Here is a 24,491-nt window from a genome sequence, read left to right on the forward strand (position 1 = left end):
CGGCCCCACGGCCCCACGGCCCCACGGCCCCCAGGCCGCGACCCGCCCCCAGGCCGCGACCCGCCTCCACGCCGCGACCCGCCTCCACGCCGCGATCCGCCCCCGCGCCGCGATCCGCCTCCACGCCGCGATCCGCCCCCGCGCCGCGATCCGCCTCCACGCCGCGATCCGCCCCCGCGCCGCGATCCGCCTCCGCGCCGTGGCGAGCCCCGGCCCGCGGCGGTCCGCCGTGAGCGGGCCACCGCCGGCCGCCCGCGCGCCCGCCGACACCACCCCGTCCGCCGTTCACTGGCGCGTCACTGTCGCGCTCCGCCACCCGGGTGCACTGCCCGTCGAGTCGGCTCCCCGGCCACCCCCCGATGTGTCACCTTCCCCCTCAGTGGATCTCCGGAAGGGCGGACGTGCGGATGGGCAAGGCCGGGCAGGTGCTCGCGGCGGCGCTGCTGCTGGTGTGGGGTGCGACGGCGCGGGCCGGTGCCGATTCCGCCCCCTCGCTCTGGGCCGGGAGCTGGGAGGCAGCGCCCTCCGGTACCGTCCCGGCCGTCCCCGGCGCCGCGTTCCGCAACGTCGTCCATCTGAGTGTCGGGGGCGCCGCCGTACGCGTGCGGATCAGCAACCGGCTCGGCAGCGCGCCCCTGCGGCTCGGCGCGGTCACCGTCGCCCGGCGGCAGGGCGCGGGGCCCGACGCCGTACCCGGTTCGATGCGCGTGGCCACCTTCGGCGGCGCCGGTACCGCCGTCGTACCCGTCGGGCAGGACCTGGTCAGTGATCCGGTGCCCCTCGCCGTGCCGGCCGGCGCCGATCTGCTGGTGAGCGTCGAGACGCCGGGGGACTCCGGCCCCGCCACCTACCACCGGGTCGCCCTCCAGACCGGCTACGTCGCCGGGCGGGGGGCCGGCCGGGCCGCCGACGAGAACGGGGACGGCTACACCCGGACCACCGGGAACTGGTACTACGTCACCGGGGTCGACGTGCGGAGCGTCACCCTCGGCAGCGTGGTCGCCCTCGGCGACTCCCTCACCGACGGCAACGGGTCCAGCTTCGGCGCCGACCACCGCTGGCCCGACCGGCTCGCCGAGCGGCTGCGGCCCTACCGGATCGGCGTCCTCAACGCGGGGATCTCCGGCAACCGGCTGCTGGCCGACAGCACCGGCGGCCCGGCGGCCCTGCGGCGCCTGGACGCCGACGCGCTCACCCGGGCCGGGGTCGGGACGGTGGTCGTCCTCGAAGGCATCAACGACATCAAGGGCACCCCGCGGGCGACCGACCCCGCCGACTTCGTGCGGGCCTACCGGACGATCGTGGCCCGCGCCCACGAGCGGGGGATCCGGGTGGTCGGCGCGACCCTCACGCCGTACGCCGGATACGGCGAGTACACCGAGGCGGGCGAGTCCGTACGGCAGCGGGTCAACGCGCTGATCCGCACCCGGCACGTCTTCGACGCGTACGTCGACTTCGACGCCGTCGTACGGGACCCGCGGCACCCCGAGCGCATCCGGCCCGCCTACGACCCCGGCGACCACCTGCACTTCAACGACGCCGGCATGCACGCCCTCGCCGCCGCCGTGCCGCTCGTCGACCTGCTCTGATCGGTCAGCCGGTCCAGATCACGGCGGTCAGCCAGCCCGCCGTGATCAGCAGGCAGGCGAAGAACTCGGCCAGCACGCTGGAGCCGCCCGCGTTCATCGTGCTGCGCAGCGCGGCCCACGCCTCGGCGCGCCGGCCGAGGCGCAGACGTTCGTGCAGGTAGATCCCGGCCATGAAGCCGGGGACCGCGCCCAGCACGGGAACCAGAACGAAGCCGAGCAGCGCGCCGGTCCCGGCGTACACGGCCATCCGGGGGGTCGCGCCGCTCGCGCGGAGCCGGCGGGGCGGCAGCGCCCAGCGCACCACCAGCGACAGCAGCAGCGCCACGGTGGAGCCGACCAGGACGGCCCACGCCACCGGGCGCGGGTCGTACAGCGCCCACCACAGCACTGCGGCCCACACCAGCCACGAACCCGGCACCACGGGCACCAGCACCCCGCACAGGCCGAGCACCAGCACCACGCCGACCAGCAGGAGTTCTCCCGCTCCCATCTGCCCAGAGTGCCGTGCGCGTCACTCCCGGGCCACCCGGCCCCGCGCGTGCACGGCACCGCCGAGCCTTCACACCGGATTCCGACCCCTGATTCACAGCTGTTCGCCAGGAAGACCCGTCACAATCTGGCCTCCGGCCGGCGCCCCCGCGTCCGGCCCGCCGAACGGTGACCCGGGCCCACGACGCGCGCACGCGCAGGGGATCCGGTGCCGGGTCACTCCGGTGTCGCCGGGTGGTTCTCCCGTGGGGGGTGGGATCACCCGGCGACTCACACGTGTCAGCGGCACCGCCCGGCTCATGGGCGCACACGACTCCCTTCCCTCGTACGGGTGTTCAGGATGTCCCTCGACACGCCGTTCGAGACCGGGTCGGGTGCGGGGATTTTCCGGATGCCCCGTTTTCATCCGGCCCATGCGGTGGACAATTAGGGGCATGAGCCAGCCAGGGGGTAGGCCCGCCCGTCATGACGACGACTGGTGGGGGCAGTTGTACGACGACTCCACGGAGGACACCGGACCCACGGCCGCACCCGATTCCCTGGACGACCGGTTCGCCTCGGCGAAGAACACGGTGACGGGACGACGGGGCGTCACCGCGGACCCGGACCGGACCGACCCACCACCACCGACCGTACCGACCCAGCGCACCCCCGCTCCCGAACCGCCCGCACAGCGCCCCACGGTCCCCGAACCGCCCGCGCATCCTCCCGCCGTCCCCGAGCCGCCCGTGCAGCCTCCCGCTGTTCCCGAGCCGCCCGTGCAGCCTCCCGCTGTTCCCGAGCCGCCCGTGCAGCCTCCCGCTGTTCCCGAGCCGCCCGCACAGCGCCCCGCCGTCCCCCGGCCGCCCGCACAGCCTCCCGCCGTCCTCGAGTCGCCCGTGCAGCGTCACGCGGTTCCCGAGTCGTACGGTGGCGATCAGGGGGCGGCGGTCGGTCCGAAGCCCTGGCCGTGGGACGAGGAGGAGCAGGAGCCGCTGGACGCGGACGACGACACCCCGGTGGACTTCCATCCCGCCACCGGGCCGGACCTGGTCCCGCTCCCGTCGCACTCCGCGGGGGCCGCGCCCGCCTCCTCCGTGGAGTACGTCGGCTCCGGTCCGCCCACCTACGACGCCGAGCCCACCGCCCTGCCCGCCGCCGACCCGGACCGGCTCGACGACCTGGTCTCCGACACCGTGCTGGACGGCGCCCGCTACGGCGCCTGCACCCTGCGGGCCGTCTCGCAGCGCGGCGACTCCGCCCGGTACCGGGGCGAGCCGCGCCGTGACGCGCTGCTCACCGCCCGGTTCGGGACCGGCGACCAGGCGCTCGTGCTGGTCGCGATGGCCACCGGCGCCCGGGCCACCCCCGGCGCGCACCGGGCCGCCGCCGAGGTGTGCGAGCTGATCGCGCGGGCCGTGGGCCGCAGCCACCAGCGGCTCACCGAGGACATCCAGGCCGCCCGCCGCGGCGACCTCAAGTCCGGACTGCACCGGCTCACCGACCGCAGCCTCGGCAAGCTCCGCGGCAGCGCCGCCGAACAGGGCGTCGCCGCCGAGGAGTACGCGGCCAGCCTGCGCTGCCTGCTCATCCCCGGCCACCCCCAGTGCCGTACCCGGGTGTTCTTCGGCGTCGGCGAGGGCGGGCTGTTCCGGCTGCGGGACGGCGAGTGGCAGGACATCGAGCCGCGGGTCGACACCGACACCGTCGGCGAACCGGTGCTCGGCTTCGGCTCGCCGCCCGCCGAGACCCCGTCCGGCGACCGGCTCACCATGGACCTCGGCATCCCCACCCCGCCGAGCCCGTACGAACCGGCCCCCGAGCCGCCCCGCGACCCCTTCCTCTTCCGGGCCTCGGTAGCCCGCCCGGGTGACGCCCTCGTGATGTGCACCGGCGGCCTCGCCGACCCGCTGCGCGGGGAGCCCGCCCTCTGCGCCTACCTGGCCCGACGTTGGTCCGGCCGCACCCCGCCGGGTCTCGCCGCGTTCCTCGCGGACACCCAGGTACGGGTCAAGGGTTACGCCGACGACCGTACGGCGGCGGCCGTCTGGGAGGCGTGACGGCGGCCGCTGTGGATACATGGAAGGGCGTGCCGGGGGAGTACCGGAGATCCGCGGAGCCGAAGGGTGCCCTACCGCCATGGCCAAGCAGAACGTCGCCGAACAGTTCGTCGACATCCTCGCCCGCGCCGGAGTACGCCGTCTCTACGGCGTCGTCGGTGACAGTCTCAACCCGGTCGTGGACGCCGTCCGCCGCAACTCCGCCATCGACTGGATCCACGTCCGCCACGAGGAGACCGCGGCCTTCGCGGCCGGCGCCGAGGCCCAGGTCACCGGCCGGCTCGCGGCCTGCGCCGGCTCCTGCGGCCCCGGCAACCTGCACCTGATCAACGGCCTGTACGACGCCCACCGTTCGATGGCCCCGGTCCTCGCCCTCGCCTCCCACATCCCGTCCAGCGAGATCGGCCTCGGTTACTTCCAGGAGACCCACCCGGACCGGCTCTTCGAGGAGTGCAGCCACTACAGCGAGCTGATCTCCAGCCCGAAGCAGATGCCCCGCCTGCTCCAGACCGCCATCCAGCACGCGGTCGGCCGCAGCGGGGTGAGCGTGGTGAGCCTGCCCGGCGACATCGCCGACCAGCCCGCCCCGGAGCGGTCCGCCTCGGCCGCCGTCGTCACCTCACGCCCGACCGTCCGCCCCGGCGACGACGAACTGGACAAGCTGGTCCAGATGATCGACGCGGCGGACAAGGTCACCCTCTTCTGCGGCAGCGGCACGGCCGGCGCGCACGCGGAGGTCATGGAGCTGGCGGAGAAGCTCAAGTCCCCGGTGGGCCACGCCCTGCGCGGCAAGGAGCACATCCAGTACGACAACCCGTACGACGTCGGCATGAGCGGACTGCTCGGCTACGGCGCCGCCTACGAGGCCACCCACGAGTGCGACCTGCTGATCCTGCTCGGCACCGACTTCCCGTACAACGCCTTCCTCCCCGACGACGTGCAGATCGTCCAGGTCGACGTCCGACCGGAGGTGCTGGGCCGGCGCTCCCGGCTGGACCTGGCGGTGTGGGGCGACGTACGGGAGACGCTGCGGTGTCTCGTGCCGCGCGTACGGGCCAAGGAGAACCGGCGGTTCCTCGACCGCATGCTGAAGAAGCACGCCGACGCGCTGGAGGGGGTGGTGAAGGCGTACACCCGCAAGGTCGAGAAGCACGTCCCGATCCATCCGGAGTACGTGGCCTCGGTCCTCGACGAACTGGCCGACGGCGACGCGGTGTTCACCGTGGACACCGGGATGTGCAACGTCTGGGCGGCCCGTTACATCTCGCCCAACGGCCGCCGCCGCGTGATCGGTTCGTTCTCGCACGGCTCGATGGCCAACGCGCTGCCGATGGCCATCGGCGCCCAGTTCACCGACCGGCGCCGGCAGGTCGTGTCGATGTCCGGGGACGGCGGATTCACCATGCTGATGGGCGACTTCCTGACCCTGGTCCAGTACGACCTGCCGGTGAAGGTCGTGCTCTTCAACAACTCCTCGCTCAGCATGGTCGAGTTGGAGATGCTGGTCGCGGGTCTGCCCGCCTACGGCACCCACAACATCAACCCCGACTTCGCCGCCGTCGCCCAGGCCTGCGGCGCCTACGGGGTGCGGGTGGAGAAGCCCAAGCAGCTGGCCGGTGCCCTCAAGGACGCCTTCCGGCACAAGGGCCCGGCGCTGGTCGACGTCGTCACCGACCCCAACGCGCTCTCCATCCCGCCCAAGATCAAGGCCGAGATGGTCACCGGCTTCGCACTGTCCGCGTCCAAGATGGTCCTGGACGGGGGCGTGGGCCGGATGGTCCAGATGGCCCGTTCCAACCTGCGCAACGTGCCGCGGCCGTAGGCCCGTGACTCAGCTGTCGGTCGGCACCCACTGGCGTACGCCGTCCACGATGCCGTACCAGTAGTGCGGCAGGCCCTTGATCGAGCTGGTGCGGAACGGCTGCCCGTGGTCGTCGACCCGGACGGTGCCGGAACGGCCCTGCGAGGACCAGTCGAGTTCGAGGTACCAGCGGCAGTCGCAGCCGGCGGTGCTCGCCTTCACGCGCAGCACCTCCGGGTCCGTGGCGGAGACCCGGTAGGGCAGGTGCATGGTGGAGACGGTCCTTCCGTCCGGGCCCTCACCGGCCACCGGGCGGGCGATCGGGCGGTCCTTGTCCAGGTTCACGTCGAAGTAGCGGGGGGTGAGCCCGCCGCCGCAGCCGTCGGCCATGGAGTAGGCGACGCCCGGCGCGGGCGCCGTACGGCCGACGACCCGCACCCGCAGGTCCTCCAGGACCACGGCGGTCGACGAACGGCCCTGCACCGAGACGTCCACGATGGTGTCGCCGCCGTGCACCGCGTTCTGGGTGGCCGCCCAGGTGCCCGCGTCCTGCGGGGCGGGCGGCGGCGGGACCTGCGCCGGCTGCTTGTCGATGACGTAGTCGTGGTCGCAGCCCAGCTCCCACAGCTGGGAGTTCGCGGTCCAGGTGAGCGGGACGCCGGTGGGGGCCTGGGCGGTGGGGGTGGCCCCGCCGGAGCGGGTCGCGGAGGGCCGGGCCCGGCTCGGCGAGGGGGACGGCGAGGGTGTGGCCGACGTCGGGGCCACGGCCGGACCGGTGGACGCGGCGGCCTCCCGGCGCCCGGTGTCACCGGCGGCGGTCGTGGGAGCGGCGGAGCCCGGGTGCCGGGCGGCCGCGTCCGAGGACGGCGGGTCGCCGGGGAGCGCGGCCAGTGTGCCCAGCGTCGACAGCAGAACGGTGACCACGGCCGCGGCGACCAGCGTGCGCCGCCGCCGGTACCAGCGCCGCGAACCGGCGCGCGCCCCCGCGCCTCCCACAACCACCGGCTCCGCTCCGGACCCGGCGTCAGCCTCCGCTCCGGACCCGGCGTCAGCCTCCGCCGCGGACTCGGCGTCAGTCTCCGCCGCGGACTCGGTGTCAGTCTCCAGCGCGGGCTCGGTGTCAGTCTCCGCCGCGGAGCCCGGCCCGGCCTCCGCCGCGTGCTCCGCCACGGTCCTCGCCGCGGGTTCGGTTCCGGGATCGGTCCTCGGCTCTGCCGCTGACCCCGCCCCGGCCCCCGCCCCGGCCCCCGACGTGTGCTCCGGTCGTGCTCCCCGGCCGGGTGCCGCGGGCGGCTGTTCGGTGTCCGTTCCGCGCGGTCGCTGTCGGGCCGCCACCGCTCGCAGCCAGCGCTCGTGGAGTTCGAGACGTTCCCGCGGTGTCGCTCCGCAGAACGCCGCCAACCGCTCCACCGGGGCGAAGTCCAGCGGCACCGCCTCGCCCGCGCAGTAGCGGTGCAGGGTGGAGGTGTTCATGTTCAGCCGACGGGCCAGGGAGCCGTAGCTCCGGTCCGTACGGTCCTTCAGCCGCCGCAGCAGCGCCGCGAACTCCTCCACGTCGTCCACATCGTCGCGCACGGGTACCTTCCCCCAGTCGTGGCCATCCCAGGCACTCATATACCTGCACGTCAACAGGGCTGGGATGGTTCCAGGGCGGGGAAACGGGCGGTCGCCGTTGCGGTCGACGCGGGTGACGGCCGATGCTCTTGGTGTCGCACCGAGCAGGGCCGGACCGACCAGTCGGCCGCGTCGGCGACAGCCCACACCCATGTACCGACCCACGGGGGATCACCCATGCCCAAGCGCACCCGAGCAGGCGCGCTCACCGCACTCGCCGGCGCCGCACTCGTCGTAGGCACCGCACTCGCCGCTCCCGCGGCGGCCGCACCGAAGGCGCCCGGCTTTCTCAAGGCGGCCGACCTGCCGCCACGGGCCGGCACGTCCTGGGCGGCCGGCAAGGTCACCGCCGGCATTCCGGAGGAGGTCAAGCAGGACATGTGCATCGGCGTCGGACTCGGCGGCGGCCAGGACTCCTGGTACCGGAAGTTCCGGACCGACCTCGACACGAGCGCCCGTCAGGTCAGCGCCGAGCTGCCCAGCGTCCGCCTGGCCAAGGGCCGGTTCGCGAAGCTCGACGAGGACATCGTGTCCTGCGCGGACCGGATCGAGATGGCGGACCCCCAGATGCAGGCCACGCTCCAGGACCACGGCACCCTCCCGGTCGGGGACGGCGCCCACGTATACGCCCTGCGCACCGTGACCGCCTGGGGCGCCAGCGACGTCCGGCTCATCTCCATCGGCCGGGAGGGGCGCACCGTCACGGTCGTGGACTGGGGGCAGCTCGGCGGTTTCGTGGACGCGCCCGTGCAGGCCTTCAAGAAGACCACCACCACGGCCGTGAACAGGCTCCACTGACCCGCGGTCGGCACGCACGACCGGCACACGAACGGGGGCCGTCCTCTTGCTCGGGGGAGGAGAGGACGGCCCCGGACACAGCAGACCCACCCACGGAAAACGGGGAACAGACATGAGCAGCAAGACCCGCGCCGTCCTCACCGCCGGCGTCCTCGCCGTGGCCCTCGGGCTCGGCGCCACCGCCCAGGCCTCGGCCGGCGCACCGCGCACCGTCAGTGGCAGCCCGGCCGACAACATCAGCCGGATCGCCGACTTCTACGGCGCCTACATCGACGCGGAGAGCGACCCGGACGGCAGCGGCAACCTGCCCACGGCGCTGCGTACCTACTACATCGCCCCGACCTACCTGAAGAAGCTGAAGGCCTGGGAGAACCGCGAGCACGCGGACGGTGTGCTGCGGGCCCAGAACACCCCGCTCAAGTGGAAGGTCACGGACAACGGCACCCGGAAGTACACGGAGGCCGTCATCACGCTCACCTGGAGCCGCAACACCACGACGAAACTGGTCGTCGACATGACCCGAGACACCCACAAGATCGTCAACATCGGCACCAAGGGCCTCGGGAGCAAGTAGCCGCGAGGACGGGTTTCGGCCAGGTTCGCCGGTGCCGTGGACCAGGGGAATCAGCTCAGGGGGTTGCGTGAGGGGCTGATTCGCGCCGGGTCCACGGCACCGTTGGCGCGTACGGGACGGTCCGGGCGACGGCGTACGCACGGGGGCGGATCCGGGACTTGGCCGAACACCCGGTCGTCATCGACGTGACATGACTGGCGCGTGCCCGAGCGGGCATGGATCCCCGTGAACGTGTTCGATCAGGAGGGGATCCGGCAACAACGTGCGGGCGGGGGTCATGAACAGTCAGGCACGAGGGGGCGGTCCCGTGGCCATCGGGGCCTCCTCGGCGCAGACGGCGGGGGAAGAGACCGACACGACGGAACGGGGACACCCGCCGCAGCTCAAGCGGCGGTTGGGGCGTTCGGACCTGCGGGCGGTGCCCGAGGCGCGCAGGGAACTGCGGGAACTGCTGCGGCACTGGGGCCGTCCGGGCCGCTCCGAGATAGCGGAACTGCTCACCAGCGAACTCGTCACCAACGCACTGGTCCACACCGACCGCGAGGCGGTCCTGACAGCCGTCGTGGAGCCGGGTCAACTAAGGGTGGAAGTCAGGGACTTCGTGACCCGCAGACCCCGAGTGTGCGCTCCGGACACCGGTGACGGCACGCACGGCCGGGGCATGGTGCTGGTGGACTCCCTCGCGGACGCGTGGGGGGTCCAGGCGCACGACGTCGGCAAGTCGGTGTGGTTCGAACTCGACGCCGAGGCCGCCTAGGGCGTGTCGCGCACGGACAACGGGACGGGGGCGTGACCTTGAAGGTCACGCCCCCGTCCCGAGGTGTCGTACGGCAGCGGGCGATCAGCCGAACTGCTGCTCGAGGTCCTTGAGCTTGCGCTCCAGGGAGTCAAGGCGCGGCAGGGCCATTGTGTCGTCCTCCGCGGTCAGGTCGACGGTGATCTCAGACCCTTTGCGGACGGGCTGAAGGGAGGGCCGCTGGCGTACGGGCAGCTCCGCCGCCGATATGGCAGGCTCCGCGGAGGCCTGGGCGGGCGCCCGCTCGACCTGGTGCACCTCTTCCTGCCGGCCGGCGCGCCCGACGAAGCCCCGGTGGCCGCGGCTTATCGCCTTGAGCTGGGCCCGCTCCAGACGGTCCTGCTCGCGACGGCGCAGCCGGTTCTGCTCCTTCTGGCGCTGGTCGTCGCGCACCTCCTCGACCGCCTCGTCCAGGCTGCGCACGCCCTCCAGGAGCATCAGCGACCAGGCCTTGTAGGTCTCACGGGGGGCCCGCAGCCAGCGCACGATGCGGATCTGCGGCAGCGGACGCGGCACCAGGCCCTGCTCGCGCAGGGCGGCCTTGCGGGTCTGCTTCAGCGCGCGGTCGAAGAGGACGGCCGCGGACAGCGACATGCCGGCGAAGAACTGCGGAGCGCCCGCGTGGTCGACGCCCCTCGGCGCGTGCACCCAGTTGAACCAGGCCGCGGCACCGGCGAACGTCCACACCAGCATCCGGGAGCCGAGGGCCGCGTCACCGTGGCTCGCCTCGCGCACCGCGAGGACGGAGGAGAACATCGCCGCGCCGTCCAGGCCGAACGGCACCAGGTACTCCCAGCCGTCGGAGAGGCCGAGGTTCTGCTGGCCGAAGCCGACCAGTCCGCGGAACGAGAGAGCCGCGGCCACCGACGCGGAGGCGAACAGGAGCGCGTAGGAGACGGTGCCGTATATGGCCTCCTTGCGCCGACGCCGCTCCTCGCTGCGCTCCCACGAGTCGTCCTTCGCGTGCTCCCCGCCGGACCGCTTGGAGCGCGTCAGCACCGCCACCGCGACCAGCATGCCCAGGAGCAGTACGGCGCCGGGAAGCAGCCAGTTCAGCGATATGTCGGTCAGTCTCATCTAGGGGTCCCTTGCATTGGGATAGGGCGTATCGCCCGCCATAGTGGCCCAATCCCACAGACCCTCAGGGGGTTTCGGGGCAAGAGGCCGCCAACGAAGTGCAAGGGGATGCCCAGGGCGGCATTCTGCTCGAACTGCCGCTTGAGGGGCGGAGGTTGAGTTCGAGTAAGACTACCCATACGGGTGGTTCCTCGGAAAGTTCCTGCGGCAAGTGAGGAAGTTGTGAATTCCCTGTCGGCGCAGGGGCGACCTCGACCCTCCGTGATCTTAGTGGATCCGGGACGGTGCCTCGCCCCCGGGCCCCCTGAGGGTTCCTCAGGCCGCCGCGGCCGCGGCGAGTTTGACGATCCGCTCGTCGTCGCAGGTCCGCGGGCAGGTGGCGCAGGTGTCCTCGGGGCGCAGGGTGTAGTACATGCAGCAGCTCGCCCGGTCCCGGGTCGGCAGCGGTTCGCCGGCCGGGCCGGACAGCTCCCGGAAGGCGGCGGAGCCGACGTACGGCTTGGTGGTCCCGGGGAACAGCGCCGCCAGCTCGCGGACGGCCCGCTCCTCCTCGCCGAGGACGCCGGCGACGTACCAGAGGCCCTCCACCACCTCGTCGGTCGCCATGCCCCACAGGGCGCGGCCGCGACGCCGCATGCGCGGGCCGAAGCCGCCGAGGACCGGTTCCAGGTGCTCGGCCACGGCCGCCCTGACCTCCGCCCGCAGCGCCTCCTCGTCGCGGACGACGACCGCGCCGGGCAGGGCCGCCGCGGGATCCCCCGGGAGGCAGGCGAAGGAGGCGACGCGTACCGCCATCCGGCCCGCCGTGCGGTCGTACGACACCTCGTTGGCGGGCAGGCGGGGGGCCCGGCGGTCCAGGAACCAGGGGAGGGTGATCAGCAGGCAGGCGGCCCAGCCGTAGCGGTGCAGGCCGAAACTGGCGACCACGTCGGGGCGGCCGGGCCGGCCGTGGTCCCGCAGGATCTGCTCCTCGTCCCAGGCGAGGAAGGCGTCCAGGCCGGCGCCGCCCGCCGCGAGCTCGGCCGCGCCGACCCAGCCGCCGCCCCGGGGTGCCGCCTCGCCCGGCGCCAGCTCCGTGACCGCCAGGTCGGGGCAGACCTCGGCGAGGCGGGCGTAGGAGGCGGAGACGGGGGACGTCATGGGCTACCACCGATCGGGTGCGGGCCGACTGCCGGATAAGTAAGCCTTACCTTACCCATCCGTTCGGAAATTTGAACCAGCGCCTTGTGCGCCTAAGGTGCTTGACGGACAAGTAACAACCCGCCGTTAATGACCCAAGTGCCGACGGCCCGGAGGAGGACCCGTGAACCAGCGCACGCACGCGGCTTCCGCCGGGACGGCCCGGGTGCCCGCGCAGTCGCGGTCCGAGGAGACGGCGCGGGAAGCGGCCGGGTACGCCGTCGGCGGGGCCGCCGTGCGCGGTGAGCACACCCACGGCGAGCGGCCGGCCCCGCGGTCCGGGCCCGCCGTGCAGCGGGCGTCCGTGCGGGGGCAGATACTCGACGCGCTGCGCACCGCGCTGATGGGCGGGGAGCTGCTGCCCGGCGAGGTGTACTCGGCGCCGGCACTCGGGGAGCGGTTCGGGGTGTCCGCGACACCCGTGCGCGAGGCGATGCAGCAGCTGGCCCTGGAGGGCACCGTCGAGGTCGTCCCCAACCGGGGCTTCCGGGTCGTGGAGCGGGGTGCGCGGGAGCTCGCCGAACTGGCCGAGGTGCGGGCGCTGATCGAGGTGCCGGTGATGATGCGGCTGGCGCGCAGCGTGCCGGCCGAGCGGTGGGCCGCGTTGCGGCCGCTGGCCGAGGAGTCGGTGCGGGCGGCGGCGACCGGGTGCAGGGCGACGTACGCGGAGGCCGACCGGGCGTTCCACCGGGCGGTGCTGGGGCTGGCGGGCAACGCGCAGCTGGTGCGGATCGCGGAGGACCTGCACCGGCGGGCGGTTCCGCTGCGCGGGGGCCGGGCCGACCTGATGTCGGACGCCGGGGAGCATGCCGCGTTGCTGGAGGCGTTGGTCGAGGGGGAGTTGGACAGGGTGCGGGCGCTGGTGGCCGGCCATTTCGCTGACGCGGGGTGAGGGCCGGGGCCGCTCCCGCGGAGTCTCCCCGCAGGTTGCGCGGGTGCGAGCCGGGCGCGGGTGCGAGCCGGGTGCGGGTGCGAGCCGGGTGCGGGTGCGAGCCGGGTGCGGGTGCGAGCCGGGTGCGGGTGCGTCGTGGCCGATCGCGCAGTTCCCCGCGCCCCTGACGGGGCGCTGTGGTCGTGTCGGCTTGGTAGCCGCGGGCGGGCGTGCCGCAGGGCGGCACGGGTGGGCGCTGGGGGCCCCGGCCGAAGGCTGGGGGCGGCACCCGGCAGGCGCCGGTGAGCGACACCCCCGGCCCCCGCTGTCACGCCGTGGCCGCGCCCGGGGCCGGTGGGGTCAGCTGGCGGGCCAGCCAGGTCGGGACGCCGCCCAGCAGGCGGAACAGGCGGCCCGCTTCCTCCCGTAGGCGTGACGCCTCCGGCTCGGGTTCCGTCTCGGCGAGCGAGGCGAGGGCCGGGGCCGTGCCGACCAGGTAGCCCAGTTCCTCCCGGATGCGCAGCGACTCGGCGAAGCCGTGCCGGGCCTCCGTCAACTCGCCGTCCCGCAGCGCCAGTCCGGCCAGGTGCCGCCAGGTGAAGGAGAGCAGCAGCGGGTCGGCGTGCGCGGTGGCCGCCGCGTGCGCCCGGCGGTAGGCGGCGCGGGCCGCCTGCGGGGACAGGGTCAGATTCTCCGCCAGCAGGCCCCGGCGGAAGTCGAGGAGGGCGCGTCCCGGCGCCCCCGGAGGGATCAGCGCCGCCGCTCTGCCGAGCGCGGCCCGCGCCTCGTCGGCCCGGTCGCGCACCCCGTGCAGCGTGGCCGCGTAGGCGAGCTGACCGCGCTCGCAGGCGGCGGCGCCCCGCTCCTCGTCGGTACGGGCCTGTGCCTCCGCCGTCCGCAGCGCGTCCTCCGCCTCTTCCCAGCCCCGCTCGGTGTACAGGCACCGCTCGACCATCAGCCCCGCCCGTTGCAGCGAGTACGCCGGGGTGTCCGACGGCAGCAGGGCCGCCGCGTCGGCCCAGCAGGCCCGCGAGCGCAGCCGCCATACCGCGGTCTGGAGCGGATCGTCACCAGCGGTCGTTCCGTTCCCAGACATGGCGGAGTACGCCACGTTGCCCTCCCCTAGCGCGCCGTCGAGCAGTGAAGTGGTGGCGGCATTCCAGCATCGATCGCCGCGCGGGGCCAAGAGGGTGGGTGAATAATTTCACAAAGTCGTGGGACGGCGACGGTACTTGGCACGAGCCCGTCGCACGCCCGCGTGACCTCAGCTCATCCGCAACGCCAGGAAGAAATCGAGTTTGTCCTCCAGCCGGGACAGGTCCCGGCCCGTCAACTGCTCGATCCTGCCCACTCGGTAGCGCAGCGTGTTGACGTGCAGGTGAAGACGGGTGGCGCAGCGGGTCCAGGAGCCGTCGCAGTCGAGGAACGCCTCCAGGGTCGGGATCAGTTCGGCACGGTGCCGGCGGTCGTAGTCCCGGAGCGGGTCCAGCAGCCGGGCGGTGAAGGCGCGGCGGACGTCGTCGGGCACGAACGGCAGGAGGAGGACGTGCGAGGCCAGTTCCTGGTGGCCGGCCGCGCAGACCCGGCCGGGCCGGGCGGCGGCCACCCGGCGGGCGTGCCTGGCCTCCTCCAGGGCGCCGCGCAGGCCCTCCGCCGAGTGCACGGCCGCGCTGACGCCGAGGGTGAGCCGGCCGTCGTCGTCGAGCCCCGCCGTCAGCGGGTCGCGTACGGCAGCCAGCAGGGCGTCGGCGTGGACTCCGGACTCGGAGCCGTCGTGCTCGGCGGTGACGGCGGGCAGCGGGACCAGGGCGACCGCCTCGTCCCCGGTGTGGGCCACCGCTATCCGGTCCGACGGCTCGGGACCGGTGGCCAGCGGGTCGACCAGGATCTCCTCCAGGAGGGACTGCGCGACCGGGCCGCCGTCGACCTCTCCGCCGGCCCATTCGACCCGGGCGACCACCACCTGCCAGTGCGGGGCCGCGCCGAGGCCCGGCAGCAGGACGGGGGCCGCCACCCGCAGCCGCGCGGCGATCTCCGCCGGTGCCGCGCCCGTCTGCACCAGTTCCAGGACCTCCTGGGCCAGCCGTCGCCGCACGGTGCGCGCCGCGTCCCGACGGTCGCGTTCGACCGCGATCAGCTGGGTGACGCCCTGGAGCAGGTCGAGCCGCTCCGCGGGCCAGTCACCGGCGTCCGCCTCGACCGCGAGCAGCCAGTCCGACAGCACCGACTCGCGCACGTCCCGCGCGCCCTGCGGGGAGCGGCCTCCCCCGGCCGCCGCCGGGAGGTGCCCCCACCGGATCGGGAAGAGCGAGTACGTCACCGCGCCGAGCAGCACGCGGTACGGGCCGCGGCGGCCGGTGCGGGTGGCCGCCAGGTGTTCGGCGGCCAGACCGGCGCAGACGTCGGCGGGCAGCGCGGGCCCCGCCACCTTGGAACCCGCGATCAGCCGGCCGGTGGGGGAGAGCACCCAGGCCCGCAGGTCCAGGTCGGAGCCGAGCAGGTCCAGGACCACGTCCGGGCCGCCGCCCGCCGGGCCCGAGGTCATCATCCGGCGGTGCCGGTCGACGACCGCCGCCAGGTCCCCGGCACGCTCCCCGCTGACCTGCCGTACGACATGCTCGGTGATCGTCGCGAAGGCCACCGACTCGTGCACCGCGAAGAGCGGCAGCCGGTGCCGCGCGCAGGCCACGACGAGGTCGTCCGGGACGGCGCCCAGCTCGGCCTCACCGGCCGCCAGCGCGACCACCCCGGCCTGCACGAGCAGCCGTACGAACGGCTCGGAGTCCGCCGCGTCCCGCCGCCAGGCCAGGCCGGTCAGCACCAGCTCCCCGCCCGCGAGATAGCGGCTGGGGTCGCGCAGGTCGGTCGTCATGACCCCGCGCAGGGTGCGGTCCAGCTCGTCCTCGCCGCCGAGCAGCCGCAGGCCCAGCGCATCGGTGTCCAGCAGTGCGCGCAGCCGCATCTCGTCGCCGCCGTTCTGTGTCTCGAAATCTACGATGAGTCGTGGAGGGTCGTGGGTGAGGTGCCCGGCGTGCGTGGTCACGGGCCGCTACCGCGTCGCACCTGAGCGTTTCCCGCGTTTCCACAGGAAAGCCAAGAGGTTACTGATGACCTCCGTTCATACGAATCTACAAGATGCCCATGCTGGCCAGCCAACTCCTTCATGGTTTCGGTGACTGACCCCGCTGGAGTACGGAGCGGTGTACTGGCCTCGTTCCGCGTGAACAGGACATGAACGAGCCGCGCCCGCCGCACACGGATTGGCTCAATCCGCACGACTCACGAGATTCAACGAGACGGAGAAGAGAGCCGGTCATGGACTTCCTTCGCCCCGCCAGCTGGGAGGAGGCGCTCGCCGCCAAGGCCGAGCACCCCACCGCAGTGCCGATCGCGGGCGGCACCGATGTGATGGTCGAGATCAACTTCGACCACCGCCGGCCCGACTACCTCCTCGACCTCAACCGCATCGGTGATCTCTACGAGTGGGAGGTCGGCGAGGAGAGCGTGCGGCTCGGCGCCTCCGTGCCGTACACCCGGATCATGGAGAACCTGCGCGCGGAGCTGCCCGGACTCGCCCTCGCCTCGCACACGGTCGCCTCCCCGCAGATCCGCAACCGCGGCGGCGTCGGCGGCAACCTCGGCACCGCCTCCCCGGCCGGCGACGCCCACCCCGCCCTGCTCGCGGCGGGGGCGGAGGTGGAGGCCGAGTCGGTGCGCGGCACCCGGCTGATCCCGATCGACGACTTCTACACCGGCGTGAAGCGCAACGCGCTCGCCCCCGACGAGCTGATCCGCGCGGTGCACGTGCGAAAGGCCGACGGCCCCCAGCAGTACTCGAAGGTGGGTACCCGCAACGCCATGGTCATCGCCGTGTGCGCGTTCGGGATCGCCCTGCACCCCGCGACGCGGACGGTCCGTACCGGCATCGGCTCGGCCGCGCCGACCCCCGTCCGGGCGCGGGCCGCCGAGGAGTTCCTGGACGCGGCGCTCGACGAGGGCGGCTTCTGGGACAACGGAAAGATCATCACCCCCTCCGTCGCCAGGCAGTTCGCGGACCTGTGCGCCGCCTCCTGCAACCCCATCGACGACGTCCGGGGCACCGCGAGCTACCGCCGTCACGCGGTCGGCGTGATGGCCCGCCGCACCCTGACCTGGACCTGGGAGTCGTACCGCGGCACCACTCAGCAGAAGGGGAGTGTCGCCTGATGCGCGTCAACTTCACCGTCAACGGACGCCCGCAGGAAGCCGACGACGTCTGGGAGGGCGAGAGCCTGCTCTACGTACTGCGTGAGCGGCTCGGCCTGCCCGGCTCCAAGAACGCCTGCGAGCAGGGCGAGTGCGGCTCCTGCACGGTCCGCCTGGACGGCGTGCCGGTGTGCTCGTGCCTGGTCGCGGCCGGCCAGGCCGAGGGCCGGGAGGTCGTCACCGTCGAGGGCCTCGCGGACCACGCCAGGCAGCGTGACCTCGGTACCGCGTGCGGGACCTCGCTCGACGAGGCCCGGCGCTGGGCCGCGAAGGGGCAGGACTCCCGGACCGGCGAGGGCGCCGAACTCTCCCCGGTCCAGCAGGCGTTCATCGACGCCGGCGCCGTCCAGTGCGGCTTCTGCACCCCCGGCCTGCTGGTCGCCGCCGACGAGATGCTGGAGCACAACCCCAACCCGACCGACGCGGACATCCGCGAGGCGCTGTCGGGCAACCTGTGCCGCTGCACCGGGTACGAGAAGATCATGGACGCGGTCCGCCTCGCGGCCGCCCGGCAGTCAGAGGCGGTCTGAACCGGATGCCCACCAACGGCGCTCCCACGAAGATCACCCAGGGCACCCGGGCCAAGGGCGGCATCGGCGAGTCCACGCTCCGCCCCGACGGCACCCTCAAGGTCACCGGCGAGTTCGCGTACTCGTCCGACATGTGGCACGAGGACATGCTCTGGGGTCAGATCCTGCGCTCCACGGTCGCGCACGCGGAGATCGTGTCGATCGACACCAGCGAGGCCCTCGCCCAGCCCGGCGTGTACGCGGTCATGACCTACGACGACCTGCCCACCGACGTGAAGAACTACGGCCTGGAGATCCAGGACACCCCGGTCCTCGCGCACGGCAAGGTACGTCACCACGGCGAGCCGGTCGCGATCGTCGCCGCCGACCACCCGGAGACGGCCCGCCGGGCCGCCGCGAAGATCAAGGTCGAGTACCGCGAGCTGCCCGTCATCACCGACGAGGCCTCGGCGACCGCCCCCGGCGCGGTCCTCGTCCACGAGAACCGGGACGACCACCACATCGGCCACGTCCCGCACCCCAACATCGTGCACCGCCAGCCGATCGTCCGCGGCGACGCCGACGAGGCCGCACGGCGGGCCGACGTCATCGTCAAGGGCGAGTACTACTTCGGCATGCAGGACCAGGCCTTCCTCGGCCCCGAGTCCGGGCTCGCGGTGCCCGAGGAGGACGGCGGTGTCCACCTCTACATCGCCACCCAGTGGCTGCACAGTGACCTCCGCCAGATCGCGCCCGTGCTCGGCCTGCCCGAGGACAAGGTGCGGATGACGCTGGCCGGCGTCGGCGGCGCGTTCGGCGGCCGCGAGGACCTGTCGATGCAGATCCACGCCTGCCTGCTGGCCCTGCGCACCGGCAAGCCCGTCAAGATCGTCTACAACCGTTTCGAGTCCTTCTTCGGCCACGTGCACCGCCACCCGGCCCGGCTCTACTACGAACACGGAGCGACGAGCGAAGGCAAGCTGACGCACGTGAGGTGCCGGATCGTGCTCGACGGCGGCGCCTACGCCTCCGCCTCCCCGGCCGTCGTCGGCAACGCCTCCTCGCTCGGCATCGGGCCGTACGTCGTCGACGACGTCGAGATCGAGGCCATCGCCCTCTACACCAACAACCCGCCCTGCGGCGCGATGCGCGGCTTCGGCGCGGTCCAGGCGTGCTTCGCCTACGAGGCGCAGATGGACAAGGTCGCCGGGGAACTCGGCATGGACCCGGTGGAGTTCAGGAAGCTGAACGCCATGGAGCAGGGCACCCTCATGCCGACCGGGCAGCCGGTGGACTCGCCCGCTCCCGTCGCCGAACTCCTGCGCCGGGTCACCGCGATGCCGATGCCGCCCGAGCGCCAGTGGGAGAGCAGCGAGGGCGCCGACGTACGGCAGCTGCCCGGCGGCCTGTCCAACACCACCCACGGCGAAGGCGTCGTACGCGGAGTCGGCTACGCGGTCGGCATCAAGAACGTCGGCTTCTCCGAGGGCTTCGACGACTACTCGACGGCCCGGGTGCGCCTGGAGGTGGCCGGCGGCGAACCCGTCGCCGTCGTGCACACCGCGATGGCGGAGGTCGGACAGGGCGGGGTGACCGTGCACGCGCAGATCGCGCGCACCGAGCTGGGCGTGGCACAGGTGACCATCCACCCCGCCAACACCCAGGTGGGCTCGGCGGGTTCGACCTCGGCCTCCCGGCAGACGTATGTCACCGGCGGTGCCGTGAAGAACTCCTGCGAGCTGGTCCGGGAGAAGGTCCTGGAGCTGGGCCGCCGCCGGTTCGGTACCTACCACCCCGCCTGGGCCACCGCCGAACTCCTGCTGGAGGGCGGCAAGGTGGTCACCGACGGCGGCGAGGTGCTCGCCGACCTGGTGGACGTCCTCGGCGACGAGACCGTGGAGGTCGAGGCGGAGTGGCGGCACCGGCCGACCGTCCCCTTCGACCTGCACACGGGGCAGGGCAACGGCCACGTCCAGTACAGCTTCGCCGCGCACCGCGCGGTCGTCGAGGTCGACACCGAGCTGGGCCTGGTCAAGGTGATCGAGCTGGCCTGCGCCCAGGACGTCGGCAAGGCGCTCAACCCGCTCTCCGTCATCGGCCAGATCCAGGGCGGTACGACCCAGGGCCTGGGCGTCGCGGTGATGGAGGAGATCATCGTCGACCCGAAGACCGCGAAGGTCAGGAACCCGTCCTTCACGGACTACCTGATCCCGACCATCCTCGACACGCCGACCATCCCGGTCGACGTCCTCGAACTCGCCGACGACCACGCCCCGTACGGGCTGCGCGGCATCGGCGAGGCACCGACCTTGTCGTCGACTCCGGCGGTCCTCGCGGCGATCCGCAACGCGACGGGCCTGGAACTGAACCGGACACCGGTACGCCCGGAGCACCTGACCGGCAACGCCTAGGCACGCCGGCACCACCGTTCGTCTCGGGCCGTCCCCCGGGTCGCGCACATCCCAACCCCCTTTGAACCTTGGGAGACGGCACCGTGACCCAGCAGTCAGTGGAGCCCAGGACCACGGCCGACGACGCGGGAGAAGGCACCCGCGTCCCGGCCGGACGCTCCTGGCTCGACCGTTACTTTCACATATCCGCAAGAGGTTCCTCCGTCGCGCGTGAAGTGCGCGGCGGCGTCACCACCTTCATGGCGATGGCGTACATCCTCCTGCTCAACCCCCTGATCCTGTCCGGCAAGGACGCGGCCGGCGACACACTCGGGCAGAAGGCGCTGATCACGGCGACCGCGTTCGCCGCCGCCTTCACCACGCTCCTGATGGGCTTCGTCGGCAAGGTGCCGCTCGCGCTGGCCGCCGGCCTCTCCGTCTCCGGCGTGCTCTCCTCGCAGGTGGCCCCGGAGATGACCTGGCCGCAGGCGATGGGCATGTGCGTGATGTACGGCGTGGTCATCATGCTCCTGGTGGTCACCGGCCTGCGCGAGATGATCATGAACGCGATCCCGCTCGCGCTCAAGCACGGCATCACCATGGGCATCGGCCTGTTCATCGCCCTCATCGGCTTCTACAAGTCGGGCTTCGTGCACCAGGGCAGGGCCACCCCGCTCACTCTCGGCCCGGCGGGCGAACTCGCCGGCTGGCCGGTGCTGCTGTTCGCCGGCACCCTGCTGCTGATCTTCGTGCTCCAGGCCCGGAACACGCCCGGCGCCATCCTGATCGGCATCGTCGCCGGCACCGTCGTGGCCGCCGTCCTGAACGCGGCCGGGGTCGTCGACCCCCGGCAGTGGGCGGGCGGCGCCGCGCCCGCGCTGCACGGCTCCGCCGTCTCCATGCCGGACTTCTCGCTCTTCGGGCACGTCGAGTTCGGCGGCTGGGGCAGGGTGGGCGCGATGACGGTCGCGATGGTCGTCTTCACGCTCGTGCTCGCCGGGTTCTTCGACGCGATGGCCACCATCATCGGCGTCGGCACCGAGGCGGAACTCGCCGACGACCGGGGCCGGATGCCGGGCCTGTCCAAGGCGCTGTTCATCGACGGCGCGGGCGGCGCGATCGGCGGGGTGGCCGGCGGCTCCGGCCAGACCGTGTTCATCGAGTCGGCCACGGGCGTCGGCGAAGGCGCCAGGACCGGTCTCGCCTCCGTCGTCACCGGCCTGTTCTTCGCGGCCTGTCTCTTCTTCACCCCGCTCACCGCGATCGTCCCGCAGGAGGTCGCGTCGGCCGCCCTGGTGGTCATCGGCGCGATGATGCTGATGAACGCCCGGCACGTGGACTGGGCCGACCGGGCCACCGCCGTCCCGGTGTTCCTGACGGTCGTGCTGATGCCCTTCACCTACACCATCACCACCGGGGTGGCCGCGGGCGTGATCTCGTACACCGCCATCAAGGCGGCCCAGGGCAAGGCCCGGGAGATCGGGGCATTCATGTGGGGCCTGACAGGCATCTTCCTGGTCTATTTCGCACTCAGTCCCATTGAGGGCTGGCTGGGCGTCCGCTAGCCCGGCCACCCCGCACAGGGACCTTCCACGCAAACCCGTCAAGGAGACCGAGACATGCTGGACATCGCCGAGGAGCTGAACCGGTGGGTCGCCGACGGCCGGGACTTCGCCGTGGCCACGGTGGTGGCGGTGGGCGGCAGCGCTCCCCGTCAGCCCGGTGCCGCGCTCGCGGTGGACGGCGCGGGCACGGCTGTCGGCTCGGTCTCCGGCGGGTGCGTGGAGGGCGCCGTGTACGAGCTGTGCCGGCAGGCGCTGGCGGACGGCGAAACCGTTCTGGAGCGCTTCGGCTACAGCGACGAGGACGCCTTCGCCGTCGGCCTGACCTGCGGCGGAGTCATCGACATCCTCGTCACCCCGGTACGGGCGGACGATCCCGCCCGGCCGGTGATCGCGGCCGCGCTGGCCGCCGCCGCGCACGGGGACGCGGCGGCGGTCGCGCGGATCGTCACCGGGCCGCCCGAACTGACGGGCCGCGCCCTTCTGGTGCGGGCCGACGGCTCCCGGCAGGGCGGCTTCGGCGCCCACCCCGAACTGGACCGCACGGTGGCCGCCGAGGCGGGCGCCTTCCTGGACGCCGGCCGTACCGGCATCCTGGAGATCGGTGAGCAGGGCTCACGCTGCGGAACCCCGCTCACGGTTCTGGTGGAGTCGTCCGTCCCGCCGCCCCGCATGATCGTCTTCGGGGCGATCGACTTCGCGTCGGCACTGGTCCGGGTCGGCAAGTTCCTCGGCCACCACGTGACGGTGTGCGACGCGCGCCCCGTGTTCGCCACGAGGGCCCGCTTCCCGGAGGCCGACGAGATCGTCGTCGAGTGGCCCCACGAATACCTGGAGCGGACCCGGGTCGACGGCCGTACCGTCCTGTGCGTCCTCACCCACGACGCCAAGTTCGACGTCCCGCTGCTCCGGCTCGCCCTCCGCCTCCCGGTGGCCTACGTCGGCGCGATGGGTTCCCGCCGTACCCACCTGGACCGCTACAGCCGGCTGCGCGAGGTCGGCGTCACCGAACTGGAACTGGCCCGCCTCAGGTCCCCCATCGGCCTCGACCTCGGCGCGCGCACCCCCGAGGAGACCGCGCTGTCCATCGCCGCCGAGATCGTCGCCGGCCGCCGGGGCGGCACCGGCATCTCCCTGACCGGCGCCCACACCCCGATCCACCACGACACCACCTCGACGCCGTCCCCCGCACGGCGGATCGGTTCGGTGGCCTAGCTCTCCCCCTGCGCGGCCACCGGGTGGGCCCCCGGAGCGCCCGGTCCGTTTCCCCCGATCAGCCGAACCGGTCCGGGCGCCAGGGGACGATCGAAGCGTCTTCGGGGCCGTCGTACAGCGTCAAATGACGCATTCGGCACCGGGAGTTCCGTTCTCATGCGTTCGCCGTGCAAGCGGGGCGGCACGGACGGGGCGAGCACGCGCGGGGCCGTTCATTCCTCCTCGGCCCAGCGGCGCAACCCCGCCAGGTCGAGCACGACGGTACGGCCCCGGCCGGTGGCCACCAGGCCCGCCCGCTGCATCGCCCGCAGGCAGCGCACCACCGATTCGCGGGACGCCCCCGTGGCGGAGGCCAGTTCACGCTGGTTGACCTGGACGGCGACGGCCCCGGGCAGCGTCTCCGGGGCGGCCGAACCGTACTGGACGGCGAGCTTCACCAGCAGCCCGGCCACCCGGGCGCCGGTGGTGCGGGCGCCCTGATCGGCGCGCAGCCCGTCGGAGTCCCGCAACCGGCCCACGACACTGCGCAGCACCGCCAGGCACAGTGCCGGGTCGCGCTCCAGGAGCCGCAGGAAGGCCTCCCCGGCGACCACCAGACCCGCCGAGCGGCGCATCGCGGTGACCGTGGCGCCCCGGGGCCGGCCGTCGATACAGGCGAGTTCACCGAGGAGTTCACCGGGGCCGCGCAGCGCGAGCAGGCTGGTGTAGCCGTTGGCCGAGTCGACCGTCGCCTTCACCAGGCCGCCGGTGAGCAGGACGACGGAGTCGGCCGTCTCGCCCTCCCGCATCAGCACCTCACCGCGCACCCAGGTACGCGGGTGCCCGGCCTCCCGTAACAGCCTGACCTCACCGGGCGATAAGAACGCCACCTCCGAGCCTCCCGGCCACGTCGACCCACGGTGACCGTTCGGCACCGGAGGGCCACTGTCCATCGTGCGGCCGGGATCTGCCAAGGGGCCGTCGGGGACGCCCGGTCACGGGGTGCGCAGCAGGGTGTTGACCGTACGGCCGAACACCGCGCGGGACGCCCGGCGTACCAGCGGGTCGAACGCCGACGGCAGCCCGCGGACGCTCAGCTCCTCGTGCCAGACCACCCGGGTGCGGCCGCCGGGCCCCGGGTGCACCGCGAGCTCGGCCCAACCGAGCACGATCCGCCCGTGCTTGACCAGGCGGCACCGCCCGGGGCCGCCGTCCCGCGGGGGTTCCCAGACGGTCACCTCCATGGGGTCGTCGAACGAGAGCGGCCCGACGCCCGTACGGGCCACGAAGACGGTGCCCTCGTGGGTCGGGGGATCGGTGAGCACGGTGACCCGGGTCAGCGGGACCACGTCGGCGTGCCGGGACCACTCCGTGAGCCGGCGCCACGCCTCGTCGATCGGCAGCGGAGCCGTCCGCTGGAGAAGGAAAGTGACCACGGCACGATCGTAGGGACCCGGACACCGCGAACGGGGCACACACAGAGTGTTCACATGAGCTGCGGAATCGTCCCAGCCAGGCGGGGACCGGCCCCAGGGTCGCACGATTCACACCATGGACGGGCAAACCGCCCGCCTGCGCGAGTGTCGTCGGACGCCCACGCGCAGGGGCGGCCGCGGCGACCCGGAACGGCGGCCCGCCTCCCGGCCGGTGTGCCGCCCGGCACCCCGCCCCCGATCCACCGCTCACCCGGACAACTGCACCCGGAGTGCTGAGCGGGCCGCTGAGGGACGGGGCCGGGGGAGTGGGCTGGGGAAACGGGCGGTG

General features: G+C 73.3%; 20 protein-coding genes. 12 read left to right on the plus strand and 8 right to left on the minus strand.

Annotated features, from left to right (window positions below; translation table 11 throughout):
- Positions 1-407 precede the first annotated feature (407 nt).
- Positions 408-1,589, plus strand: coding sequence for an SGNH/GDSL hydrolase family protein (locus AAW13_RS42835; RefSeq protein WP_046732681.1), 1,182 nt, complete (start codon positions 408-410; stop codon positions 1,587-1,589).
- 4 nt (positions 1,590-1,593) lie between these two features.
- Here the strand turns inward: AAW13_RS42835 and AAW13_RS42840 are convergent, their stop codons facing one another.
- Complete coding sequence (locus AAW13_RS42840; RefSeq protein ID WP_046732680.1) at positions 1,594-2,079, minus strand: DUF456 domain-containing protein; 486 nt, start codon at positions 2,077-2,079, stop codon at positions 1,594-1,596.
- A 433-nt stretch (positions 2,080-2,512) separates the two neighbouring features.
- Between AAW13_RS42840 and AAW13_RS45695 the strand changes: the two genes are divergently transcribed.
- On the plus strand, positions 2,513-4,117 hold the full coding sequence (locus tag AAW13_RS45695; RefSeq protein ID WP_071659871.1) for a protein phosphatase 2C domain-containing protein: 1,605 nt from the start codon (positions 2,513-2,515) through the stop codon (positions 4,115-4,117).
- Positions 4,118-4,196: 79 nt separating this feature from the next.
- Positions 4,197-5,939, plus strand: coding sequence for a pyruvate dehydrogenase (locus AAW13_RS42850; protein WP_046726769.1), 1,743 nt, complete (start codon positions 4,197-4,199; stop codon positions 5,937-5,939).
- A gap of 9 nt (positions 5,940-5,948) precedes the next feature.
- Here AAW13_RS42850 and AAW13_RS42855 read toward each other — a convergent pair whose 3' ends face one another.
- A complete protein-coding gene (locus AAW13_RS42855) occupies positions 5,949-7,493 on the minus strand; it encodes a helix-turn-helix domain-containing protein (protein WP_240528937.1) in 1,545 nt (514 codons plus the stop codon).
- Positions 7,494-7,709: 216 nt separating this feature from the next.
- On the opposite strand from AAW13_RS42855, the gene AAW13_RS42860 reads away from it, so the two are divergent.
- The 3 genes from AAW13_RS42860 (at position 7,710) to AAW13_RS42870 (ending at position 9,661) form a co-directional block, all read left to right on the plus strand.
- Positions 7,710-8,330, plus strand: a complete 621-nt coding sequence (locus AAW13_RS42860) for a hypothetical protein (protein ID WP_046726771.1) — start codon at positions 7,710-7,712, stop codon at positions 8,328-8,330.
- Positions 8,331-8,442: 112 nt separating this feature from the next.
- Positions 8,443-8,904, plus strand: a complete 462-nt coding sequence (locus AAW13_RS42865; protein ID WP_046726772.1) for a hypothetical protein — start codon at positions 8,443-8,445, stop codon at positions 8,902-8,904.
- 307 nt (positions 8,905-9,211) lie between these two features.
- Complete coding sequence (locus tag AAW13_RS42870) at positions 9,212-9,661, plus strand: ATP-binding protein (protein ID WP_046726773.1); 450 nt, start codon at positions 9,212-9,214, stop codon at positions 9,659-9,661.
- Between the two features lie 84 nt (positions 9,662-9,745).
- Here AAW13_RS42870 and AAW13_RS42875 read toward each other — a convergent pair whose 3' ends face one another.
- Together AAW13_RS42875 and AAW13_RS42880 are read right to left on the minus strand one after the other, a co-directional pair.
- Complete coding sequence (locus tag AAW13_RS42875; RefSeq protein ID WP_046726774.1) at positions 9,746-10,777, minus strand: DUF2637 domain-containing protein; 1,032 nt, start codon at positions 10,775-10,777, stop codon at positions 9,746-9,748.
- A 315-nt stretch (positions 10,778-11,092) separates the two neighbouring features.
- Complete coding sequence (locus tag AAW13_RS42880; protein ID WP_046726775.1) at positions 11,093-11,917, minus strand: (2Fe-2S)-binding protein; 825 nt, start codon at positions 11,915-11,917, stop codon at positions 11,093-11,095.
- A 163-nt stretch (positions 11,918-12,080) separates the two neighbouring features.
- Here AAW13_RS42880 and AAW13_RS42885 point away from each other — a divergent pair, with 163 nt between their 5' ends.
- A complete protein-coding gene (locus AAW13_RS42885) occupies positions 12,081-12,848 on the plus strand; it encodes a GntR family transcriptional regulator (RefSeq protein WP_046726776.1) in 768 nt (255 codons plus the stop codon).
- 307 nt (positions 12,849-13,155) lie between these two features.
- Here AAW13_RS42885 and AAW13_RS42890 read toward each other — a convergent pair whose 3' ends face one another.
- Together AAW13_RS42890 and AAW13_RS42895 are read right to left on the minus strand one after the other, a co-directional pair.
- A complete protein-coding gene (locus tag AAW13_RS42890) occupies positions 13,156-13,923 on the minus strand; it encodes a hypothetical protein (RefSeq protein WP_046726872.1) in 768 nt (255 codons plus the stop codon).
- A 168-nt stretch (positions 13,924-14,091) separates the two neighbouring features.
- Positions 14,092-15,789: a PucR family transcriptional regulator gene (locus AAW13_RS42895; protein WP_046726873.1), complete on the minus strand. Its 1,698-nt coding sequence runs from the start codon at positions 15,787-15,789 to the stop codon at positions 14,092-14,094.
- Between the two features lie 353 nt (positions 15,790-16,142).
- On the opposite strand from AAW13_RS42895, the gene AAW13_RS42900 reads away from it, so the two are divergent.
- The 5 genes from AAW13_RS42900 (at position 16,143) to AAW13_RS42920 (ending at position 22,748) form a co-directional block, all read left to right on the plus strand.
- Positions 16,143-17,033 carry an FAD binding domain-containing protein gene (locus tag AAW13_RS42900; protein WP_046726777.1) on the plus strand — a complete coding sequence of 297 codons (891 nt, stop codon included), beginning with the start codon at positions 16,143-16,145 and terminating at the stop codon, positions 17,031-17,033.
- Entirely contained in the window at positions 17,033-17,602 is a 570-nt protein-coding gene (locus AAW13_RS42905) for a (2Fe-2S)-binding protein (protein ID WP_046726778.1), read from the plus strand. Before AAW13_RS42900 ends, AAW13_RS42905 begins: the two co-directional genes overlap by 1 nt.
- 5 nt (positions 17,603-17,607) lie before the next feature.
- On the plus strand, positions 17,608-19,992 hold the full coding sequence (locus tag AAW13_RS42910) for a xanthine dehydrogenase family protein molybdopterin-binding subunit (RefSeq protein ID WP_046726779.1): 2,385 nt from the start codon (positions 17,608-17,610) through the stop codon (positions 19,990-19,992).
- An 83-nt stretch (positions 19,993-20,075) separates the two neighbouring features.
- Positions 20,076-21,536, plus strand: a complete 1,461-nt coding sequence (locus AAW13_RS42915; protein ID WP_046726780.1) for an NCS2 family permease — start codon at positions 20,076-20,078, stop codon at positions 21,534-21,536.
- 54 nt (positions 21,537-21,590) lie between these two features.
- Positions 21,591-22,748 carry an XdhC family protein gene (locus AAW13_RS42920; RefSeq protein ID WP_046726781.1) on the plus strand — a complete coding sequence of 386 codons (1,158 nt, stop codon included), beginning with the start codon at positions 21,591-21,593 and terminating at the stop codon, positions 22,746-22,748.
- 212 nt (positions 22,749-22,960) lie between these two features.
- Here AAW13_RS42920 and AAW13_RS42925 read toward each other — a convergent pair whose 3' ends face one another.
- Both AAW13_RS42925 and AAW13_RS42930 read right to left on the minus strand, forming a co-directional pair.
- Positions 22,961-23,617 carry a Crp/Fnr family transcriptional regulator gene (locus AAW13_RS42925; protein WP_071659872.1) on the minus strand — a complete coding sequence of 219 codons (657 nt, stop codon included), beginning with the start codon at positions 23,615-23,617 and terminating at the stop codon, positions 22,961-22,963.
- A gap of 105 nt (positions 23,618-23,722) precedes the next feature.
- A complete protein-coding gene (locus AAW13_RS42930; RefSeq protein WP_046726782.1) occupies positions 23,723-24,163 on the minus strand; it encodes an SRPBCC family protein in 441 nt (146 codons plus the stop codon).
- Between the last annotated feature and the right edge of the window lie 328 nt (positions 24,164-24,491).

The sequence above is a fragment of the Streptomyces humi genome (assembly GCF_001005085.2).
Taxonomy (GTDB): Bacteria; Actinomycetota; Actinomycetes; order Streptomycetales; family Streptomycetaceae; genus Streptomyces; species Streptomyces humi.

Excerpts from the sequence above, each read along its gene's own strand:
- AAW13_RS42895 (WP_046726873.1), bottom strand. The coding sequence starts at position 15,789 with ATGCGGCTGCGCGCACTGCTGGACACCGATGCGCTGGGCCTGCGGCTG.
- AAW13_RS42860 (WP_046726771.1), top strand. The coding sequence starts at position 7,710 with ATGCCCAAGCGCACCCGAGCAGGCGCGCTCACCGCACTCGCCGGCGCC.
- AAW13_RS42900 (WP_046726777.1), top strand. The coding sequence starts at position 16,143 with ATGGACTTCCTTCGCCCCGCCAGCTGGGAGGAGGCGCTCGCCGCCAAG.
- AAW13_RS42920 (WP_046726781.1), top strand. The coding sequence starts at position 21,591 with ATGCTGGACATCGCCGAGGAGCTGAACCGGTGGGTCGCCGACGGCCGG.
- AAW13_RS42850 (WP_046726769.1), top strand. The coding sequence starts at position 4,197 with ATGGCCAAGCAGAACGTCGCCGAACAGTTCGTCGACATCCTCGCCCGC.
- AAW13_RS42880 (WP_046726775.1), bottom strand. The coding sequence starts at position 11,917 with ATGACGTCCCCCGTCTCCGCCTCCTACGCCCGCCTCGCCGAGGTCTGC.
- AAW13_RS42890 (WP_046726872.1), bottom strand. The coding sequence starts at position 13,923 with ATGTCTGGGAACGGAACGACCGCTGGTGACGATCCGCTCCAGACCGCG.
- AAW13_RS42910 (WP_046726779.1), top strand. The coding sequence starts at position 17,608 with ATGCCCACCAACGGCGCTCCCACGAAGATCACCCAGGGCACCCGGGCC.
- AAW13_RS42865 (WP_046726772.1), top strand. The coding sequence starts at position 8,443 with ATGAGCAGCAAGACCCGCGCCGTCCTCACCGCCGGCGTCCTCGCCGTG.
- AAW13_RS42875 (WP_046726774.1), bottom strand. The coding sequence starts at position 10,777 with ATGAGACTGACCGACATATCGCTGAACTGGCTGCTTCCCGGCGCCGTA.
- AAW13_RS42840 (WP_046732680.1), bottom strand. The coding sequence starts at position 2,079 with ATGGGAGCGGGAGAACTCCTGCTGGTCGGCGTGGTGCTGGTGCTCGGC.
- AAW13_RS45695 (WP_071659871.1), top strand. The coding sequence starts at position 2,513 with ATGAGCCAGCCAGGGGGTAGGCCCGCCCGTCATGACGACGACTGGTGG.
- AAW13_RS42835 (WP_046732681.1), top strand. The coding sequence starts at position 408 with ATGGGCAAGGCCGGGCAGGTGCTCGCGGCGGCGCTGCTGCTGGTGTGG.
- AAW13_RS42905 (WP_046726778.1), top strand. The coding sequence starts at position 17,033 with ATGCGCGTCAACTTCACCGTCAACGGACGCCCGCAGGAAGCCGACGAC.